The sequence below is a fragment of the Streptomyces chisholmiae genome, assembly GCF_031845445.1.
Classification (GTDB): Bacteria; Actinomycetota; Actinomycetes; order Streptomycetales; family Streptomycetaceae; genus Streptomyces; species Streptomyces chisholmiae.
The window spans coordinates 147,661-166,762 of the sequence record NZ_JAVREO010000012.1; the positions used below are offsets into that span (position 1 = coordinate 147,661).

General features: G+C 73.7%; 16 protein-coding genes. 9 read left to right on the forward strand and 7 right to left on the reverse strand.

The window, feature by feature from the left end:
- Positions 1-61 precede the first annotated feature (61 nt).
- From RM844_RS20600 to RM844_RS20620, 5 genes are all read right to left on the reverse strand, one after another.
- Complete coding sequence (locus RM844_RS20600; protein WP_311668778.1) at positions 62-2,446, reverse strand: beta-galactosidase; 2,385 nt, start codon at positions 2,444-2,446, stop codon at positions 62-64.
- 145 nt (positions 2,447-2,591) lie between these two features.
- Positions 2,592-3,881, reverse strand: coding sequence for a cellulase-like family protein (locus tag RM844_RS20605; protein WP_311668779.1), 1,290 nt, complete (start codon positions 3,879-3,881; stop codon positions 2,592-2,594).
- A gap of 22 nt (positions 3,882-3,903) precedes the next feature.
- Entirely contained in the window at positions 3,904-4,782 is an 879-nt protein-coding gene (locus tag RM844_RS20610) for a carbohydrate ABC transporter permease (RefSeq protein WP_311668780.1), read from the reverse strand.
- Positions 4,779-5,723: a carbohydrate ABC transporter permease gene (locus RM844_RS20615; RefSeq protein WP_311668781.1), complete on the reverse strand. Its 945-nt coding sequence runs from the start codon at positions 5,721-5,723 to the stop codon at positions 4,779-4,781. Before RM844_RS20615 ends, RM844_RS20610 begins: the two co-directional genes overlap by 4 nt.
- Positions 5,723-7,042, reverse strand: a complete 1,320-nt coding sequence (locus tag RM844_RS20620; protein ID WP_311668782.1) for an ABC transporter substrate-binding protein — start codon at positions 7,040-7,042, stop codon at positions 5,723-5,725. The genes RM844_RS20615 and RM844_RS20620 overlap by 1 nt, the downstream gene beginning before the upstream one ends.
- Positions 7,043-7,448: 406 nt before the next feature.
- Here RM844_RS20620 and RM844_RS20625 point away from each other — a divergent pair, with 406 nt between their 5' ends.
- The 3 genes from RM844_RS20625 to RM844_RS20635 all read left to right on the forward strand — a co-directional run bounded on the left by RM844_RS20625 (position 7,449) and on the right by RM844_RS20635 (position 10,550).
- Positions 7,449-8,360 carry an SMP-30/gluconolactonase/LRE family protein gene (locus tag RM844_RS20625; RefSeq protein WP_311668783.1) on the forward strand — a complete coding sequence of 304 codons (912 nt, stop codon included), beginning with the start codon at positions 7,449-7,451 and terminating at the stop codon, positions 8,358-8,360.
- A 109-nt stretch (positions 8,361-8,469) separates the two neighbouring features.
- Entirely contained in the window at positions 8,470-9,021 is a 552-nt protein-coding gene (locus RM844_RS20630; protein WP_311668784.1) for a TetR/AcrR family transcriptional regulator, read from the forward strand.
- The gene (locus RM844_RS20635; protein ID WP_311668785.1) at positions 9,018-10,550 is read left to right on the forward strand and encodes an MFS transporter; all 1,533 of its coding nucleotides are present in this window, start codon (positions 9,018-9,020) and stop codon (positions 10,548-10,550) included. Before RM844_RS20630 ends, RM844_RS20635 begins: the two co-directional genes overlap by 4 nt.
- A 191-nt stretch (positions 10,551-10,741) precedes the next feature.
- Here RM844_RS20635 and RM844_RS20640 read toward each other — a convergent pair whose 3' ends face one another.
- Positions 10,742-11,374: a TetR/AcrR family transcriptional regulator gene (locus tag RM844_RS20640; RefSeq protein ID WP_311668786.1), complete on the reverse strand. Its 633-nt coding sequence runs from the start codon at positions 11,372-11,374 to the stop codon at positions 10,742-10,744.
- 98 nt (positions 11,375-11,472) lie between these two features.
- Between RM844_RS20640 and RM844_RS20645 the strand changes: the two genes are divergently transcribed.
- The 6 genes from RM844_RS20645 (at position 11,473) to RM844_RS20670 (ending at position 17,932) form a co-directional block, all read left to right on the forward strand.
- Positions 11,473-12,219, forward strand: a complete 747-nt coding sequence (locus tag RM844_RS20645; RefSeq protein ID WP_311668787.1) for an SDR family NAD(P)-dependent oxidoreductase — start codon at positions 11,473-11,475, stop codon at positions 12,217-12,219.
- A gap of 208 nt (positions 12,220-12,427) precedes the next feature.
- The gene (locus RM844_RS20650; protein WP_311668788.1) at positions 12,428-13,441 is read left to right on the forward strand and encodes a TerC family protein; all 1,014 of its coding nucleotides are present in this window, start codon (positions 12,428-12,430) and stop codon (positions 13,439-13,441) included.
- A gap of 268 nt (positions 13,442-13,709) precedes the next feature.
- Positions 13,710-14,279 (forward strand): hypothetical protein, encoded by a 570-nt coding sequence (locus tag RM844_RS20655; protein WP_311668789.1) that lies wholly within the window; start codon positions 13,710-13,712, stop codon positions 14,277-14,279.
- A gap of 12 nt (positions 14,280-14,291) precedes the next feature.
- Complete coding sequence (locus tag RM844_RS20660; protein WP_311668790.1) at positions 14,292-15,062, forward strand: bestrophin-like domain; 771 nt, start codon at positions 14,292-14,294, stop codon at positions 15,060-15,062.
- A gap of 105 nt (positions 15,063-15,167) precedes the next feature.
- Entirely contained in the window at positions 15,168-16,613 is a 1,446-nt protein-coding gene (locus RM844_RS20665; RefSeq protein WP_311668791.1) for an acyl-CoA synthetase, read from the forward strand.
- The gene (locus RM844_RS20670; protein WP_394814560.1) at positions 16,610-17,932 is read left to right on the forward strand and encodes a carboxyl transferase domain-containing protein; all 1,323 of its coding nucleotides are present in this window, start codon (positions 16,610-16,612) and stop codon (positions 17,930-17,932) included. The genes RM844_RS20665 and RM844_RS20670 overlap by 4 nt, the downstream gene beginning before the upstream one ends.
- A gap of 19 nt (positions 17,933-17,951) precedes the next feature.
- Here RM844_RS20670 and RM844_RS20675 read toward each other — a convergent pair whose 3' ends face one another.
- On the reverse strand, positions 17,952-18,977 hold the full coding sequence (locus RM844_RS20675) for an MsnO8 family LLM class oxidoreductase (RefSeq protein WP_311668792.1): 1,026 nt from the start codon (positions 18,975-18,977) through the stop codon (positions 17,952-17,954).
- Positions 18,978-19,102 lie beyond the last annotated feature (125 nt).

The window sequence follows — 19,102 nt, forward strand, 5'->3', positions numbered from 1 at the left end:
CCGCGCATCGCGGGGCGCTCCTCGTCCGCCGGGCCCGGGCATCCAGCCGGCCGGTGCCGCGTCAGCGGAGTACGCGGGTGCGGACGGTGTGCAGCGACGCCGCGTGCACCGCGAGCACCGGCTCGGTCGCCGTGGGGCGCACCCGCGGGTCCACGTGGACGCCCGAGTCCGGCGCCCAGGCGAACGCCCGCAGCCGCAGCCCGGCGGCCCGGATCGCGTCGCGGTGCGGGGTGAGGTCGACCTCGACCGGGCGGCCCGACCAGAACTGGTCGGCGATCAGCCGGTCGCCCGCGTGGACCCGGACGGCGTCGCCCGTCCAGTCGAGGCGGAGGATCAACCGCTCGGCCTGGTCGAAGAGTTCGTCGGGGACCGGCACCTCGACCGGGGTGAGCGCGGCGAAGTCGGCGTCGGTCGGCGCCGACAGCCGGCCGGAGCTGCCGCCGGTGCGGACGGGCGCCACGGCCGGGGTGTCGAAGGCGGGCACGTCGAGCGCGTGGACGACCTCCCGCGCGGGCACGGCGTAGCGGGTGAAGACGGTGCCCGCGCCGGGCACCTCGTCGAGGTCGGGTCGCCCGAGGGCGGGGTAGACGTCGACGACGGCCGTCTGGGCCGGCTCGACGACGCGGAAGCCCTCGTCGTCGAACCACCCCTCGCCGGCCCACAGCACGACGCTCTCGCGGCCGTCGATGTCGCCCTGCCACACCGCGTCGGCCGTGGCCGGGTCGAGGAAGACGAGGGTGGTCCCGGCGACGGTGACCTCGGTGCCGAGGCCGGGCGCGGCCCGGGGGACGGCGATGAGCGTGCCGCCCGCCTCGCGCACGTCGGCGCCGCGCACGTCCGCCGCCGCGACCCCCTCCAGCTGGAGCTCGACCGGCATGCCCTCGGTGGCGGCGAAGAGCACGACCGGCCCGGCCGCGGTGTCGATCCGGGTGATCGGCTGGGCGGTCACCGTGAGGGCCGGGATGGTGCCGAACGGCTGGCGCAGCGGCCAGGCGCCGAATGTTCCGGAGCGGAGCGTGCGGGGGGTGCTGGGGACGGTGACCGTGCGGTCGGTGAGTTCGACGGCGAACCGGACGTCCGGCACGTCCGGCAGCGCGGCGGCGGCCGGCTGGTGGTTGTTGAGGAAGAGGTAGCCGCGCTCGCCGTCGCCGCGCACCGCCCAGCGGACCCCGTCCTCGCCGGACGGCAGCACCGAGGGGTGGGCGGCGAACTGACCGCCGAACGCCTCCAACATCAGGTGCTGGCGGCGCAGTTGGTGGAAGTGCGGGCGCTGTCCCCCGACGGCGCCCAGCGGCGCGAAGAAGTCGTAGTCGCGCACGGGCAGGTCGTTCGGGTACCCGGTGGCGTGCGACTCCTGCGTCGTCGAGAGGTCGCCGACGACCTGCGTCGCCCCGTGGTAGAGGTAGTACCCCTGCCAGGCGGAGCCGCTGCCCAGCTTGGTCAGCGCGAGGGCGGCGATGTCGTCCGGGTCGACCAGGGGACGCCGGTGGTAGGCGCCCTGCATGCCGCCGCCCAGCTCGCAGGTCGCGAAGGGCCACGGGTCGTCGCCGTCGGGCGCCGCGTCCTGGCGCGCCTCGGCGGGGGCGTCACGCAGGTCGGCGCCGACCGACAGGTCGTCGCGCACGGTGGTGAAGGTGAAGTGCAGGACGCCGAACGCCGGCCAGCCGGTGGTCGACTCCTCCCAGAAGGCGTCCGAGTAGCCCGCGTACACGGGCAGCAGCGCCCCGGCCGGCAGGCGGGCCCCACCCCAGCCGGTCGCCACCCACAGCGAGGGGCGCATCCCGGCCCGGTGGGCGAGCTCGCGCAGGGTGCGCAGGTGCTCGGGCTGGTCGTACAGCTCGTTGTCGACCTGGACGCCGATGATCGGCCCGTCGGGGTGGTCCGGGCCGTGGCAGAGTCCGCGCACCTGCTCGGCGATCGCGGCGTACCAGCCGCTGGCCAGTTCGAGGTAGGCCGGGTCGTCGGTGCGGTGGGCGACGGGCAGGGCCTGCACCCAGTCGGGGAAGCCGCCGTTGCGCGTCTCGCCGTGCGCCCAGGGGCCGATGCGGATGACCACCTGGAGGCCGACGCGGTCGGCGGTCTCGACGAAGCGGCGCAGATCGCGGTGGCCGTCCCAGCGGATGTCGCCCCGCACCTCCTCGTGGATGATCCACAGCAGGTAGGTGGCGACGACGTTGACGCCGCCGGCCCTCATCTTCCGCAGCTCCCGCTCCCAGTGCTCGGGCAGGTCCCGGCTGAAGTGGTACTCGCCCATGACGGGGAACCAGGGCGCGCCGTCCCGTTCGACGTGGCGCGAGGTCAGCCGGATGCCGCCGGGCAGGCCGGCGGGGTCGCCCATGTCGAGCGGCGCGGGGGTCACCGGGGCGGGCGGGGGAACGCGGAGGTGGCGGGGCGGCGCCGTCTGGTCGGCGGGCGGGGGCTGGGTGCCGTCGGGGTTCTGAGTCACGTCCCCGACGCTAGGGCCGGGCCGGGGGGCCGGGACAGCGACGATCGCACGGCGTTCATGGAGGATTCGCTGGCCGGCGTGGACGTGCCGAGGTGCCCACCGGGGCGGCTTCCCCGGTGGGCACCTCTCCCCCGCTGCCCGGGGATCAGGCCGGCGGCCGGGCGCCCTGCCGGAGGATCTCGTTGCACTCCGCCTGGATCGCCACCTCCGCCCACATGGGGTGGTGCGGGGCCGCGTTGGAGCAGACGACGGAGCCCCAGGCGCCGATGGACCGCGCCTTGCGGGCGGCGGCGCGACAGACCTCGGTCCCGATCGGCCCCTCCTCGTACCAGGTGTTGAGCGGGGTGTAGCCGATCCAGCCCTCACCGAAGACCAGCGGCACGCCGCGTCCCCGGCTGAAGTCCTTGGCGGTGTCCATCCACAGGTCGAGCTTGAGGCGCATCGCGTGATGGTGGGCCTCGTGGTGCTCGTAGAGGTAGCGGTCCCAGGCGTCCGGGTCGCACCAGTCGTGGACGTAGATCTCGGGCTTGCCGACGATGGTGGCGTCCTTGCGCCACCGGTCCGCCAGCGGCGGCTGCCAGTCCTGGTAGTCCGGCGCGCCGGGACGCAGGAACGGGCGGGCGCGCTCCGTGGAGAACCGTTCCTCGTCCCGGAGGGCGAGCTGTTCGGCCAGCTCGCCCAGCACCCCGTAGACGTACGGGTGGAAGACGGCGACGTCGATGTTGTGCGGGACGCCGCGCAGGGCGTCCACCGGGACCCGTGCGTAGTTGACCGTGACGGGGACGTGGGGCAGCCGCCGGTGGAACGCGTCGAGGCCCGCGGTCAGCCGCTCCCGCAGGGGGACGACGAGGTCGGTGCCGTCCGGTTCCAGGCCGTCGGTGAGCCGGCCGAACTGCACCTCGTTGTGCAGCTCGACGAAGGCGACCCGGTCGGCGAGGTCACGGTCCGCGAGGTGGGCGTAGAGGTCGGCGTGCGCCTGGGCGAGCGCGACGGCGCGGTCGGCCGGGGCGACGGCGGTGAGCGCGTCGAACCAGGAGCGGTCGCCGTAGAACGCGGGGCTCTGCTGGTACTCCCAGCTGGAGACGATGACGTGCACGTCGTGCCGGCGGGCGGCCTCGAAGAGGGCGACCAGGTGGGCGCGGGCGTCGAGGGCGACGCGGTGTTTGACGTCGTACCACCGGGTGCCCTGGGCGTACCCGCCGCCGAGTGGCCCGAAGGACGCCCGGGTGGTGTCGAGCCCGGAGCCGAAGAGCAGGTACGGCATCGCGCAGATACGGATGGTGTTGTACCCGCGCGTGACCGTCTCGGCGAAGGCCCGGTCGAGGTCCTCGAAGGGCTCGCCTGGACCGGTGCGGGTGTACCAGCTGAAGTCCCAGAGCGCGATGGTCAGTTGGTCCGGGACGCCGGCGGGGATGGGGACCGGTTCGTAGGTCATGGGAAGTCCTTTCGAGGCGGGGTCAGCCCTTGAGCGCGCCGGCGCTCAGGCCGTCGATGAGCTGTTTGCGGAGGGCGACGAAGACGAGGACCGAGGGGATCGCGGCGAGCATCGAGCCGGCGAGGACGATGTCGTACTGGCGGCCCTCGGCGCCGAATATCGCCTGCAGGCCGAGGGGCAGCGTGTAGCTGTCCGGGTCGCCGATGACGATGAGCGGCCAGAGGAAGTTGTTGTAGGAATTCAGGAAGCTCCAGACGGCGAGCGCGGCGATGGCGGGGCGCAGCAGCGGCATGACGAGGCGCCAGAAGAGCCCCGCCTCGCCGACCCCGTCGATCCGGCCGGCGTCGAGGATCTCGTCGGGGACGGACTGCTCCACGAACTGCCGCATCATGAAGATCCCGAAGGCGGGGGCGACCCAGGGCACGACGAGCGCGAACCACGGGTCCGCGGCGCCGGTCCTGGCCAGGAAGACGAACAGGGGCACCACGATCACCGCGAAGGGGATCGCCAGGGAGCTGAACATGACGTTGAACAGCAGCTTCTTGAACCGGAAGCGGTACTTGGCGAAGCCGTATCCGGCCATCGAGCAGACCACCACGGTGATGGCGGTCGAGGTGAGCGCGATCAGCGTCGAGATCAGGAACCACTGCCAGAACGGGTGCCGTTCGAAGAGCGTGGCGTAGTTGTCCAGCGTCGGATCGGGCGGGAGCAGGCTCGGCGGGTAGGCGAAGATGTCGCTGCGGCGCTTGAACGACGAGAAGAGCGCCCAGACCATGGGGAAGAGCCACAGCGCCGAGGCGAGGGCGAGCCCGGTGTAGAGCGCGACGCGGCCGGGGCGGGCCCGGCGGCCCGCTCGCCTGGTCAGGGCCCGGCCAGTGGCCGGTTGGTGGTTCCTCGTCATCGGTTCTCCCCCGCTCCGAACACCCGGATCGCGATCCGGCCCAGCAGGAAGACCGCGACGAACATGACCACGCCGGCGGCCGAGGCGTAGCCGAGTTCCTGCCGTTGGAAGGCCGCGCGGAAGATGAACTGGGCCACCGAAAGGGTGGACTCGCCGGGGCCGCCCTGGGTCAGCAGGAAGGGCTCCTCGAAGATCTGCGCGGTGGAGACCAGGACGGTGACGCCGATGAAGGCGGTCACCGGGCGCAGTTGGGGCAGGGTGACGCTCCAGAAGCGACGGACCGGGCCGGCCCCGTCGATCTCGGCGGCCTCGCGCAGCTCGTGGGAGACGTTCTGCAGGCCGGCGAGGAAGAACATGGTGAGGTAGCCGGTCCAGCGCCACAGCACCAGGATGATCACCACGACCTTCGCCCAGAACGGGTCGGTGAGCCAGCTGACGCCCGGGGCGCCGAAGACGGCTCTGGTGAGGCCGTTGACCAGGCCGAACCGCTGGTCGAAGAAGAGGCCGAAGACGAGTGCCACGACGATCGGGGAGACCACCACGGGCAGGAAGAAGATGGTGCGGAACAAATCCCGCAGCCGCAGCCCGCGGGCGTTGAGGGCGAGCGCGATCAGCAGCGACAGGGGCAGGACGACGCACATCGTGCCGAGGGTGAAGATCGCCGTGTTGCCGACGGCGGTGTAGAAGCTGGAGTCGTCGAAGAGGCGGGCGTAGTTGTCCGCCCCGACCCACTTCGGGGAGCCGACGCCGGCCCACTCGGTCATGCTCAGGAAGGCGCCGATGCCGATGGGGACGACCAGGAAGAGCAGGAAGAGGACGTAGAACGGGGAGATGAACAGGTAGGGCGCCCACGACCGGGAGCGGGAGCCGCGTCGCCCGCCGGTGGCGGGTTTCGCCGTGGTCGGCCGGCCGCGCCGGGCGCGGATTTCGACGACGCTCATCAGGGCCTCACCTGCCGGCGGTAGGAGTCGGTGGCCGCGCGGATCACCTGGGCCGGGGTCAGGTCGCCGGCGTAGAGGCCCAGCAGCGGCGCGCCCATGGCCACCACGAGCGCCTCGTTGTTCGCCGACAGGAAGAACTCGGGCAGGTCGTCGGCCGCCCGGGCGTATTCCAGGAAGGACTCCTGGCCGCCGAGGAACTCGTCGCGGAAGGAGGTGAAGTCGGGCGCGGTGTAGAGCGAACGCAGGGTGGGCAGGAAGCCGCCGGTTTGGAAGCGCAGCAGCTGGCCCTCGGGGGTGAGGTAGACGCGACGCAGCAGGTCCAGCGCGGCCTCGCGCCCCGGGTTGACCGCGGAGACGGTGAAGCCGGTGCCGCCGAGGTTGGCGGCGATGTGGCCGCCGTCCTCGAAGCGGGGCAGCGTCCGCAGCCGCCACTGCCCGGCCTGTTCCGGGGCGTTGGCCTCCAGGCCGTAGACCCGGTACCAGGAGGGCATGGTCAGGGCGACGAGCAGGCCGGACTTGATGGCGGCGGCGGCCGCCGCGCCGTAGGGGTCGCCGACGACGAGGAACGCGCCGTTCGCGACGCCGCGTTGGATGAGGTCCAGCGCCGCCACGGACTCGTCGGTGTCGATGGTGAGCGCGCCGTCGGCGTCGAACGGGCTGCCGCCGCGCTGCACCAGCACCTGCAGGTAGGTGTTGTACAGCGAGGTGTTGTCGCCGTTGGACACCATGCCGACGGACTTCCCGGTGGCCTCGTTGAGCCGGCCTCCGATGTCGAGCATGTCCTCCCAGGTGGCCGCGTCCGCCGGCAGCCCGGCCCGGGCGAACTCGTCGGGGCGGTAGTAGAGGACGGAGATCGAGGTGTCGGAGTCCAGGCCGTAGAGGCGGCCGTCCACGGTGTAGGGCGAGCGGCGCAGCAGGTCGTCGCCGAACGGCTCGGCGATCTCCGTCAGGTCCAGGAACAGGGACTCGGCGAGGCCCCCCTTCATCACCCGGGGGAACTCCGAGATGATGATGCCGAGCAGGTCGGGCGGGGCGCCGTCGGCCATGAACTGCGTGATGGTCCGGGTCAGCAGGTCGGTACCCGCCGCCGCGGTCACCTCAAGCGAGGGCGCGTACGGCGAGCCGCGCATGATGTCCCGGTCGCCCAGGGCGGCTTGGAACGTGGCGGTGTAGCTCGGGTCGTGGGTCCAGAACCGCAGACCGACCGATCCGTCGGTCACCGGCTCGGCGGGGGCCGCGGTGACACACCCGCCGGTGGCGAGCGCCCCCATCGCACCCCCCGTCAGGCCCAGGAACCGGCGCCGGCTGAGCGCGCTCACCACGCGCCCGTCCCGGCGGCGGGGCGCTCGACGCCCGTCGGGTGGTGGCCGCTTCGCGGTTCCACGGGTGGGCGGAGAGTCAACTCGTACACGCGGCCTCCTTGCCACGGAGCCGGGTCCAGGTGGGCCTGTCCGGCGGTTCCGCATCATCGACGGAGGCAAGTTAAAACATAAATTCTGAATAGTGAACCCTGTGGACCCGAACTCACCTCGACCGCCGGCCACTTCGGTCACACCGGGAGAGGGTCACGCCACGCCGCGTTGACCACGCGCGGTCGCGACGCCGCGAACCCTTGGCGCCCCGCAATAATTAGTATTTAATCCTTCGGTGTTGCCGCGACCTCGGGGAGCGGGACTCCACCGCGTCGCGCCGCACCCTCGACCCCGACCCCGCGAAAGGCCGCCCATGACCGCGTACCAGCCGCCGGACGTCGGGCCGTTCCGGCCGATCACCACCGAACGGCTGCGGCTCGGCGAGGGGCCACGCCTGTTGCCCGACGGCACCGTGGTGTTGGTGGACATCCTCACCGGCCGACTACTGCGACTTCCGACCACACCCGGCGCCGAACCGACCACGCTGGCCCGGCTGTCCGACCCGCTCGGCGCGGTCGCCCCGCTGCCGTTCGCCGACGGCCGCACCGGGTGGCTCGCGGCGACGGGCCTGGCGTTCGCCGTGCTCGACCCGGACGGCCGGGTCGTCCGGAGCACCCCGGTGCCGCCCCGGCCGGGCGGCGCGCAGCGCATGAACGACGCCGCCTGCGACCGGGCCGGGCAGATGTGGGCCGGCACCATGGCCTACGACGCCACACCGGGCTCGGGCGCCCTGCACCTGCTGGACACCGAGGGCACGGTGACCACCGTGCTGGACGGCCTCACCATCCCCAACGGCCCGGCCCTCAGCCCGGACGGGCGCACCCTCTACCTGGCGGACAGCGCCGCCGGCACCGTCGACGCCTTCACCGTCACCCCCGGCACCGTCCAACTGGCCGACCGCCGCCCGCTCTTCCACGTCGACCCCGCCGTGGGCAGCCCCGACGGCATGACGGTCGACAGCCAGGGCTGCCTGTGGTCGGCGATCTGGGGCGCCGGACAGATCAGGAAGTACGCCCCCGACGGGACGCTGCTGGGCATCGTGGAGGTGCCGGCCGCCCAACCCTCCAGCGTCTGCCTGACCGGCCGCGCCCTGGTGGTGACGACCGCGTCGCTCGGCCTGGCGAACCCGGGCCCGTACGACGGGGCGGTGCTCAGCGCCCCCTGTTCGGCCAGCGCGCCACCCGCCGCGCCCGCCTCCCCCGCCCTCGCCGGCCCACCCGCCTGAGGGGCTCGCCGGGCCCGAGGCAGGCGGCGTGACCGCTGCCAGCCACCCCGAGGGAGTCAGCGGCGCCCCGCATGAGACATCGACGCCTCGCATGGTTTACCGTTGACTCATGAGTTTCGATCGTGAGCACGTGCTGCGGACCGCCGCCGATCTGCTGACCCGCCAGGCCACGGCGACCATGGCCGAGGTCGCCCGAGCCGCCGGGATCAGCAGGGCCACGCTGAACCGCCACTTCGCCGGGCGTGACGACCTGGTCCGCGCGCTGGAGGAGCTGGGCATCGCCGAGTGCGAGGCCGCCCTGGCGGCGGCCCGCCTCACCGAGGGGACGGCCACCGACGCGGTGCGCCGGCTGGTCCGCGAGGTGCAGCCCTGCACCGGCCTGCTCACCTTCCTCTACTCCGAGAACCAGCTCTTCGAGGGCGGCACCCAGAACGCCGGCTGGACCCGCATCGACGAGCAGCTCAACGCCCTCTTCCGCCGGGGCCAGGAGAGTGGCGAGTTCCGCATCGACCTGAGCGCCGTCTGGATCACCGAGGCGCTCTACGGCCTGCTCGGCGCCGGCAGTTGGGCCGTCCTTGAGGGCCGGGTGGCACGCCAGGACTTCACCCACATGATCGTCGAACTGCTGCTCGGCGGCGCGACCCGCAAGGACACGCCGTGATAGGCGCGCCCACCCCGACCGGCCGGGGCGGCGAGCCGCCGCGCCCCGGCCGCTGGCTCGCCCTGGGCGTGCTGGTCCTGGCCGTGCTGCTGGTGGCGGTGGACGCCACCGTGCTGGGGCTGGCCACGCCCTACCTCAGCGCGGACCTGGAGCCGACCGGCACCCAGCTGCTGTGGATCGGCGACTCCTACTCCTTCGTGCTCGCCGGCCTGCTGATCTCCATGGGCAGCCTCGGCGACCGGATCGGCCGCAAACGCCTGCTGCTGATCGGCGCCACCGCCTTCGGGCTGGTCTCGGTACTCAACGCCTACGCGCAGACACCCGAGATGATGATCGTCGCCCGCGCGCTGCTCGGGGTCGCCGGCGCCACCCTGATGCCCTCCACCCTCGCGCTGATCCGCAACCTGTTCCACGACCCACGGGAGCGCAGCCTCGCCATCGGCATCTGGAGCGCCGCCGCCTCGGCGGGCATGGCGCTGGGACCGATCGTCGGCGGGGCACTGCTGGAGTACTTCTGGTGGGGCTCGGTGTTCCTGATCAACCTGCCCGTGATGGCCCTGCTGGTCCTCGTCGGAGCCAGGACACTGCCGGAGTCGCGCAACCCAGCGCCGGGGCCCTGGGACCTGCCGAGCGTCCTGCTGTCGCTGGTCGGCATGGTCGGGGTGGTCTACGCGATCAAGGAGGCCGCCGCCGACGGGCCCGGGTGGCCCGTCCTCGCGGCCGGCCTGCTGGGGGCCGCCGGTCTCACCCTGTTCGTCCGGCGCCAACGCCAGCTGCCGGCCCCGCTGGTGGACGTCCGGCTGTTCCGCAACCGCGGCTTCAGCGGTGCCGTCCTGGCGGACCTGCTGACCATCCTCGGGCTGTCCGGGCTGCTGTTCTTCCTCTCCCAGTACCTGCAACTGGTGCAGGACCGGGGCCCGATGGAGGCGGGCGTCGCCGAACTCCCGGCCGCCGCCGGCGCGGTGGTCGCCGGGCTGATCGCCGGCGCCACCGCGCGCCGCTTCTCGGTGCGCGCCGTCGTCTCCGGCGGCCTGGCCGTGATCGGCCTGGCGCTGGCCACGCTGACCGTGATCAGCCAGTCCACCGGCTACCCGCTGCTCGGCGCCGTGCTGCTGGTCGTCGGCTTCGGCGCCGGCCTGTCGTTCACGGTCACCGCCGACATCATCCTCACCGCCGTCCCCAGGGAACAGGCCGGCGCCGCCTCCGCGGTCTCGGAGACCGCCTACGAGCTGGGCGCCGCGCTGGGCATCGCCCTGCTGGGGTCCGTGGTCACCAACGTCTACCGGGACTTCACCGGGCCGGCCGGCACCCCGGAGGCGGCCCACGAGTCACTCGGCGGGGCCGTCGTGGCCGCCGCCCACCTGCCCGCCGACACCGCCACCGCGCTGCTGGCGGCGGCACGCGACTCCTTCGTCGACGGCATGAACCTCGCCGCCGGCGTCGGCGCCACCCTCCTGCTCCTGACCGCCGCCGTCGCCTGGTTCCTGCTCCGCGACCAGGAACTCACCGACGAGCCGGTCCAGCACTGAGCGGCGGGCGGTGCCGTCGGTGGCTGCGCCGGGGAGGGTCGGGGTGGCACCGGCGGCGGCGAGCACGAGCGTTCCACAGCGGCACGAGGGCTCCTCTTCCCGAGCGGTCACCGCGCGAGACGGACGGCCGGGTCGGCGACCCGGTCCGGACAGCGCGGGCCGGGTGCCTGACGGACGGCGCGAACGACCCGTCAGGACCGGTCGGTTCGATCGGTTCGATCGGTTCGATCGCCGGAGTGGTCCGGCAGGAGGCGCGCCGCGAGTGAGCGCGCCGTGGCGGTGAGGGTGGCCCTGTCCAAGCCGGTCCGGCTCATGAAGACGATCCCCTGCTGCGCGGCCAGCAGGGCCCGCGCCAGGGCGATCGGATCCGCGCCGGCCGGCAGGTCGCCCTCGCGTTGGGCGCGGGCGACACAGTCACCGATCAGCGCGGTGGTCGTCTCGTAGGTGCGGTGGGCGTGGGCGAGGACCTCCGGGTCGGCGTTACCGAGTTCGCAGGTGCTGTTGGCCAGCAGGCAGCCACGCCGCGGGCCGGCGTCGGCCGGGTCGCCGATCGGCGCCTCCAGGAGCATGCGCAGCGCGTCCACCGCCCGTGGCGGCTCGGCGAGGGCTCTCCGCAGGTGGTCGTGGTTCTCGTCGGTGTAGCCGCGCAGCGCCCGGAGGAAGAGCTGCCGCTTGTCGCCGAACGCCGCGTAGAGACTGCCCTTGCCCAGCCCGGTGACGCGCATCAGGTCTTCCAGCGAGGTCGCGGCGTAACCGGCGTCCCAGAACTGCTCCCGGACGGCCTGCAGCACCTGCTCCTCGTCGAACGCTCGCGGACGTGCCATGGGCACCAGGATACGGATTCTTGACCGTTCGGTCCACCAAACCTATGGTGGACCGAACGGTCAAGAACTCGGCAGCACCTGAGGAAGTGGGCAAGCACATGGGAAAGCTGGACGGCAAGGTGGCGATCGTGACCGGCGGATCGCGGGGCATCGGGGCGGCCTCGGCGTTGGCGCTGGCCGACGAGGGAGCCGACGTCGCGATCAGCTACTCGTCCTCGGCGGACCAGGCCGGGGCCGTGGTCGCCGACCTGGAGGCGAAGGGAGTGCGCGCGGCGGCCTTCCAGGCCGACCAAGCGGACGCGAGGCAGGCGGCGGGCCTGATCCACCGCGTCGTCCAGCACTTCGGAAAGCTGGACATCCTGGTCAACAACGCGGGCGTCACCGTCGCCGCCCCCATCGACAGCGAGGCCGTCGACGAGTCCGCCCTCGACCGCCAGCTCGCCGTCAACTACACCAGCGTGGTGGCCGCGATCCGGGCCGCCTTCCCGCTGCTGCCCGACGGCGGCCGGATCGTCAGTATCAGCTCGGGCGTGGGAACACGGGTGGGCTTCCCCGGCATGACCGACTACGCCGGCACCAAGTCGGCCCTCGAGGGCTACAGCCGGGGCGCGGCCCGCGACCTGGCCCACCGGGGCATCACGGTCAACGTCATCCAGTCCGGGTTCGTCGACACCGAGATGAACCCGGCCGACAGCCCGGCGGCACCCATGTTCCTGCCGACGACGGCGATGGGCCGGTACGGCAGGCCGGAGGAGATCGCCGCGGGCGTCGTCTTCCTCGCCAGCCCGCAGGCCTCCTACGTCACCGGCGCGGTGCTGCCGATCGACGGCGGATACGGCGCGTAGCGCCACCGCACGGCGGGGCGGCCACGGAACCACGGTGGCGCCGTCGCCCCTTCCCCACCGGCATCGCGGCCGGTCAGCGCGCCGCCACAGGGGCGGGGCGGGCGGTGGCACCGCGCGGGAGAGCCGGCGCCTCGTTTCTTGACACTCTCTTTACCTGGCTTCGGACATTCTTGCTGCCGCCGGTGTACGTGTCAGGGAAGGACCTGAGTTGGACGTCTCATTGACCGTGTGGGTGCTCACGATTGGTGGTCTGTGCGCGCTCATCGCGGCCGACTTCTTCATAGGTGGTCGCAAGCCGCACGACGTCTCGATCAAGGAGGCGGGCATCTGGACGATCGTCTGGGTCGTGCTCGCCGTGCTCTTCGGCATCGGTCTCCTGCTCTGGGGTGACGGACAGGCCTCCGGTGAGTTCTTCGCCGGCTATGTCACCGAGAAGTCGCTCAGCGTCGACAACCTCTTCGTCTTCGTGCTGATCATGGCGAAGTTCGCGGTGCCGTCGATCTACCAGCAACGCGTGCTGATGATCGGCGTGCTGATGGCGCTGGTGCTGCGGGCCGGCTTCATCGCCGTGGGCGCGGCCGCGATCAACACCTTCGCCTGGGTCTTCTTCGTCTTCGGCGCCTTCCTCATCTGGACCGGGTGGAAGCTCATCCAGGACGCGCGGGCCGACGAGGACGACGAGGACTGGGAGGAGGGTCGCCTGATGAAGGCCGTGCAACGGCGGGTGCCCTCCACCAACACCTGGCACGGCACGAAGCTGTTCATCCACGAGAACGGCAAGCGGCTGGCGACCCCGATGCTGATCGTCATGCTGGCGATCGGCATGACGGACGTGCTGTTCGCGGTGGACTCGATCCCGGCGATCTTCGGTTTGACCCAGGATCCGTACATCGTCTTCACGGCGAACGCCTTCGCGCTGATGGGGCTGCGGCAGCTGTACTTCCTCATCGCCGGGCTGCTGAAGAAGCTGGTCCACCTGTCGTACGGCCTGTCGGTCATCCTGGCGTTCATCGGCGTGAAGCTGGTCCTGCACGGCCTCCACGAGACGACGGACCTGCATGTGCCGGAGATCTCCATACCGGTCTCGCTGGGCGTCATCTGCGGCGTGCTGGTCGTCACGACGATCACCAGCCTGATGGCGTCGAAGAAGGCCGAGGAGAAGGCCGCGGCGGACAAGGCCGACAAGACGGAGCCGGCTGGGACGGCGGACAGCCAGGACTGAGCCAGCACGGCGGACTCAACCGCTCGCCACCGCGCCGCCGGGCCGCGACCACCACTGGTCGCGGCCCGGCGGCCGTGGCGTCGATGCCGAGCCCCGGGGGGGCCGGCCACGGCGCGGCGGCCGGGCGGCCTGTCCCCTCTGAGTCAACTCCCCTCCCTCGTACGGGAGTTCTGGCCGCCACCCGGGCGGGTTGATCTGTTCACCGGATAAGGCGAAAAGCCGGCCGAATGGGCGGCCGGTGAGGTTGGCGGGGCGCAGGATCGTTCCCGTGACGACTGGGCAACGAGCGCGCTGGCGCACCCGCCAAACCGTCGGCGCCGCCCTCCTGTTGGTGGCCGTCGCCGGTGGCACCGCCACCGCGGCGGGCCGGCCGGGCGACTCCTGCGCGGTGGTGGGTGAGCCGGTCATCTGGGACTGCGAGAAGCCGACCCCGACGCCGGAGCCCACGCCCCCGCCGCCCGAACCGAGCCCGCCGCCGCCCGAGCCGACCGACCCGCCCGCTGCGGAGCCGGAGCCGCCGGGCGAGCCGGCGCCCCCCGCGCCCGAGCCCGAGCCACCCGCGCCCGAACCGCCTGCCCAGGCCCCGGACGAACCGGCCCCCACCCCCGAGCCGGCGCCGGACGCCCCGGCCCCACCGGCGGCCGAGGCGCCACCGGCCGAGCCGGCGCCCGAGGCACCCCCCAGCCCGCTGCCGGTGGTGCCCCGCGTCGCCCCGGATCCCGAACGCCCGCCCCGCGAGGGCTCGTTGGTGAGCCGGATGGTGCTGGTGGTGGCGCCGGCCGTGCTGGCCGCCGCCGCGTTGCGTCCCCGTTCCCGTGCCCGCGCCGGCACCTCCTAGGAGCTGACCCCGATGTCCGAATGGCTCGTTCTCCTCTTCGCCATCCTGGCCACCTGCTCGGTGGTCCTGATCGTCGCCGTGCTCCGGCAACGCCGGGTGGGCGGCGAGGACGACCCGACCGAGACGCCCGACGTCATCGAGTACATGACGATGATGATCGGCGTGGTCTACGCGATCGTGCTGGGCCTGGCCATCGCCGGCGTCTGGGAGGAACGCGCGGCCGCCGAGGAGTGGGTGCAGCAGGAGGCCCAGGCGCTGCACGAGATGGACGAGCGCGCGGCTGTGCTCCCCGCCGAGGACGCGACGGCGGTGCGGGCCGCCATCGACGACTACGTCGCGCACGCTGCCGGCCCGGAGTGGGACCAGATGCTGGACGAGGGCGAACTCACCGACGAGGGCGAGGACCTGCTCACCCAGCTGCGCGCGGTGATCGGCGAGCGCGAGCCCACCACCATCCGGGAGATCACCGCGCACCAGGCGCTGTGGGACGAGGCGGCCGCGGTGGACGCGGCCCGCGCCGGACGGGCGGAGAGCGCGGAGTCCACCATGCCCGCGGTGGTGTGGTTCGGGCTGATCGCCGGCGCCGCCGTGACGGTGGGCATGGTCTTCACCCTCCAGATCCAGCGCTCCGGACGGGAGTTGCTGCTCGCCGGGCTGTTCAGCGCGCTGATCACCTTCCTGCTCTTCCTGATCTGGTACTTCGACGCGCCGTACAGCCGCGCGCTGGGCGACCTCACCGAGGCCTACCAGAACTACTTCCCGCAGGCGACCGGCGGGGACTGACCGGCTCGGCGGTCGGGAGCAGGCGAAGGGCCGGGCCGGGGAAGGTCCGGCCCGGTCCGTTTTGCCCCCCGGTGGCCCCGGGGCCCCAGCGCTTAGCATGAGCAGATGAGTTCGCTGCTCCCGGCCCTTAACGAGGTGCCCGCCAAGCCCGCGCTGCACTTCCCGGACCAGATACTCGACTACCCGACGCTCCGGTCGCTGGCCTTCGCGCTCGCCGGAGAGCTGCGGGGCCAGTTCCGGGTGGCGGTGTGGGCCACCCCCACCGCGCACACCGCGGTCGGGGTGGTCGCGGCCCTGCTGGCCGGGGTGCCGGTGGTCCCGCTCAACCCGAAGAGCGGCGCCCGCGAGCTGGCCCACATCGTGGGCGACAGCACGCCGTCCCTGCTGGTGACCGCCCCCGGGGTCGAACCACCGCCGGAGCTGGGCGCGTTGCCCGCCCGGTCGGTCGACCTAGCGGCGGTGCCAGGACCGGAGCCCGTGCCGCTCCCCCCGGTCGACGCGGAACACCCGGCGCTGGTCGTCTACACCTCGGGAACCACCGGGCCGCCGAAGGGCGTACTGCTCTCGCACCGGGCGGTGGCGGCCACCCTGGACGCGCTGGCCGACGCCTGGCGGTGGACCGACCAGGACGTGGTGGTGCACGGGCTGCCGCTGTTCCACGTGCACGGGCTGGTGCTGGGCGTGCTGGGGCCGCTGCGGCGCGGTGGCACGGTGCGGCACCTGGGCCGGTTCTCGACGGACGGGGTGCGGGCGGCGCTCACCTCGGGCGGCACGGTGCTCTTCGGCGTGCCCACCATGTACCACCGGCTGGCCGAGGCGGTCGCCGGGGACCGGCCGCTGGCCGAGGCGCTGGCCGGGGCGCGGCTGCTGGTCTCCGGCTCCGCCCCGCTGCCGCTGCCCGACCACGAACGGCTGTGGGCCGCCACCGGGCGCCGAGTGGTGGAGCGTTACGGGATGACGGAGACCCTGATGAACACCAGCGTCCGGGCCGACGGCCCGCCGGCCACCGGCACGGTGGGGGTGGCGCTGCCCGGCGTCGAGGTGCGGCTGGTCGACGACGCGGGGCGGCCGCTGGACGCCGGCGACGGGGAGACGGTGGGCGAGTTGCAGGTGCGCGGCCCCAACCTGTTCAGCGGCTACCTCAACCGCCCGGAGGCGACCGCCGAGGCGTTCGCCTCCGGCGGCTGGTTCCGCACCGGCGACATGGCGACCCGGGACTCCACCGGCGGCTACCGGATCGTCGGCCGGAAGTCCACCGACCTGATCAAGAGCGGCGGCTACAAGATCGGCGCCGGCGAGATCGAGAACGTGCTGCTGGCACACCCCGGGGTGGCCGAGGCGGCGGTGACGGCGGCGCCCGACCCGGATCTCGGCGAGCGGGTGGTGGCCTGGGTGGTGCCCAGGGACCCGGCGCGCCCGCCGTCCCTGGAGGAGCTGAGCGACCACGTGGTGGGCCAGCTCGCCGCCCACAAACGCCCCAGGGAGGTGCGGTTCCTGACCGCGCTCCCCCGCAACGACCTGGGCAAGGTGCTCAAGCGGGAGCTGGCGTGAGCGAGACCGCGCGCCCCGCGCGGGTGCTGTTGGACCAGCTGGCGCCGGACGCGGCGCCGCTGCCGGTCAGAGCCGATACCGGCCCGCCCGACGGGCCGCTGGAGTGGCCCGGCTACGCGGCGACCCGGGCCAGGGCGGCGGACCGCTCCGGCGCCTCGGAGTCGGTGGTCGGCCGGGTGGGTCGGGTCGGCGGGCACGAGGCGGTGCTGCTGGCCTTCGAGTTCGGCTATCTCGGCGGCTCCATCGGCCGGGTCGCCGGCGAGCGGATCGGCAGCGCCCTGCGCACCGCGGCCGACCTCGGACTGCCGCTGGTCTCACTGCTGGCCTCCGGCGGCACCCGGGTCCAGGAGGGCATGCACGCGTTGACCCAACTCCAGCACATCGCGCGGGAGATGGTGCGGCTGCGGGCCGCCGGGCCGGCCCACCTGGCGGTGCTGGCCGGCCCGGTGACCGGCGGCGCCTGGGTGACGCTGGGCGCGGGGGCCGACGTGCGGCTGGCGCTGCCCGGGGTGCAGGTCGGGTTCTCCGGGGCCCGGGTGCGGCCGGCGGGCGTCGACGCGTCGGCCTACACGGCCGAGGGGCAGCTGGCGATGGGGCAGGTGGACGAGCTGGTGCCGTGGGACGGGCTGCCGGCGGCGGTCGCCGGCTGGCTGGCGCTGCTGACCAGCCCGGCGGCCGGGCCGGTCGCCCCGCCGGGCGCGGTGCGGCCGGCCGAGCCGGCCGCCTCCGGCTGGCAGGCGGTGGCCAGGGCCAGGGCGGCGGACCGGCCGGACGCCCGGGCCTACCTGGCGGCGGCCTTCAGCCGGCTGGCGCCGCTGGCCTGCGTCGACCCGGGGCTGCTGGTCGGCTTCGGCGAGCGGGACGGGCGCGCGGTGGGCTATGTGGCGCAGTTGGGCACCCGCACCAGCCCGGCCGGGTTCCGGGCGGCGACCCGGCTGATCCGGCTGGCGGACCGGCTTTCCATCCCGGTGCTCACCCTGGTGGACACCCCGGGCGCGGCCAACGACGAGCGGGCCGAACGGGACGGGGTCGGGGCGGCCGTCGCGGAGACCATCGCCGCGTTGGCCGGCTGCCGGGTGCCGGTCACCACCCTGCTGGTCGGGGAGGGCGGCTCGGGCGGCGCGGTGGCGCTGACCTCGCCCGACCGGCTGTGGGTGGCGCCGGAGAGCTACTACTCGGTGCTGGCGCCGGAGCCGGCCGCCGCCGTGCTGAAGCGGGACCCGGCCGACCCGGCGGCGGTCGCCGAGGTCGCCGACCTGCTGCGGCTGCGTCCCCAGGACCTGGTGGCGATGGGGCTGGCGCGGGGCATGGTGGAGTGAGGCGCCCCGCCGGCCGGGGTCAGAGCCCGACGGCGTGGGCCAACCGCCGGTAGGAGTCCAGCTGTTGGGCCCGGTCGTGGGTAGCCAGGGAGACCAGCACCTCGTCCGCGCCGGTCGCGGTGACCAGCTCGGCCAGCGCGGCGGCGACCTCCGCCTCGGTGCCGGCCAGCTGCCCGGCCAGCGCCTCGTCCAGGTAGCGGCGCTCCCGTTCGGTCGGCGTGCCGGCCGCCAGGTCGGCGCTGATCTCGGCCGGCGGCCGCAGCGGCGGGAAGTCGCCCCTGGTGCGGGAGTGGACAACGGCCCAGGCCTCCGGCAGTTGGAGCCGGCGGGCGGCGGCCGTGGTCGCGCCGACCGCCACGTTGACGCCCAGCACCAGGTAGGGCCGGTCGCCCCGGAACGCCGCCCGGTAGCGGGCGGCGGTGGCCCGGGTGCGGTCCCGGTCGGCGCCGGCGGCGAGCACCAGCGGCAGGCCCAGCTCGGCGGCCAGGTCGGCGCCGGTGTCGGTGGCGAGCACGAAGGCGGGTACGTCCAGGCCCTCGGCCGGCACCGCGCGCACCGGGCCACGGCCGGCGAAGTAGTCCAGGAGTTCGGTCAGTTGGTCGGCGAAGCCGGCCATCGCCGACCGGTCGGCGCCGAGCGCCCGGCGCACCGCCTCGGTGAAGCCGACCGAGCGGCCCAGGCCCATGTCGATCCTGCCGGGGTGCAGCGCGGCGAGCACCCCGAACTGTTCGGCGACCACCAGCGGCCGGTGGTTGGGCAGCATCACCCCGCCGGTACCCACCCGGATGCGGCTGGTGGCGGCGGCCACCGCGGCGGCGAGCACGGTGGGCGCCGCCCCGGCGACGCCGGGCACCGCGTGGTGTTCGGCAACCCAGAAGCGGTGGTAGCCCAGCTCCTCCACGTCCCGCGCGAAGTCCACCGCCTCGCGGAGCGCCTCGGCGGCCGGCCGGCCCTGGCGGATCAGCGCCCGGTCCAGCACGGACCAGCGGGTGCCGGCCAGGACGGCACGGGCGGCGCGTTCGGCGGGCGGCGCGGAGGTGCTCATGTCCGTTGGCAACGCCGCGGGCGACGGCCGGATTCCCGCCGCCGCCCGAGCCGGCGCCGGCTCGTCGGGCCGAGGCCCTCTGGTGGCCGACTCCGCCATCTGTGAGAGTCCCGGGGAGAGAGAGG

Bases quoted from the DNA above. Each gene is read 5' to 3' on its own strand.
- RM844_RS20665 (WP_311668791.1), top strand. From the start codon at position 15,168: ATGAGTTCGCTGCTCCCGGCCCTTAACGAGGTGCCCGCCAAGCCCGCG.
- RM844_RS20645 (WP_311668787.1), top strand. From the start codon at position 11,473: ATGGGAAAGCTGGACGGCAAGGTGGCGATCGTGACCGGCGGATCGCGG.
- RM844_RS20675 (WP_311668792.1), bottom strand. From the start codon at position 18,977: ATGAGCACCTCCGCGCCGCCCGCCGAACGCGCCGCCCGTGCCGTCCTG.
- RM844_RS20630 (WP_311668784.1), top strand. From the start codon at position 8,470: ATGAGTTTCGATCGTGAGCACGTGCTGCGGACCGCCGCCGATCTGCTG.
- RM844_RS20615 (WP_311668781.1), bottom strand. From the start codon at position 5,723: ATGAGCGTCGTCGAAATCCGCGCCCGGCGCGGCCGGCCGACCACGGCG.
- RM844_RS20610 (WP_311668780.1), bottom strand. From the start codon at position 4,782: ATGACGAGGAACCACCAACCGGCCACTGGCCGGGCCCTGACCAGGCGA.
- RM844_RS20640 (WP_311668786.1), bottom strand. From the start codon at position 11,374: ATGGCACGTCCGCGAGCGTTCGACGAGGAGCAGGTGCTGCAGGCCGTC.
- RM844_RS20625 (WP_311668783.1), top strand. From the start codon at position 7,449: ATGACCGCGTACCAGCCGCCGGACGTCGGGCCGTTCCGGCCGATCACC.
- RM844_RS20605 (WP_311668779.1), bottom strand. From the start codon at position 3,881: ATGACCTACGAACCGGTCCCCATCCCCGCCGGCGTCCCGGACCAACTG.
- RM844_RS20660 (WP_311668790.1), top strand. From the start codon at position 14,292: ATGTCCGAATGGCTCGTTCTCCTCTTCGCCATCCTGGCCACCTGCTCG.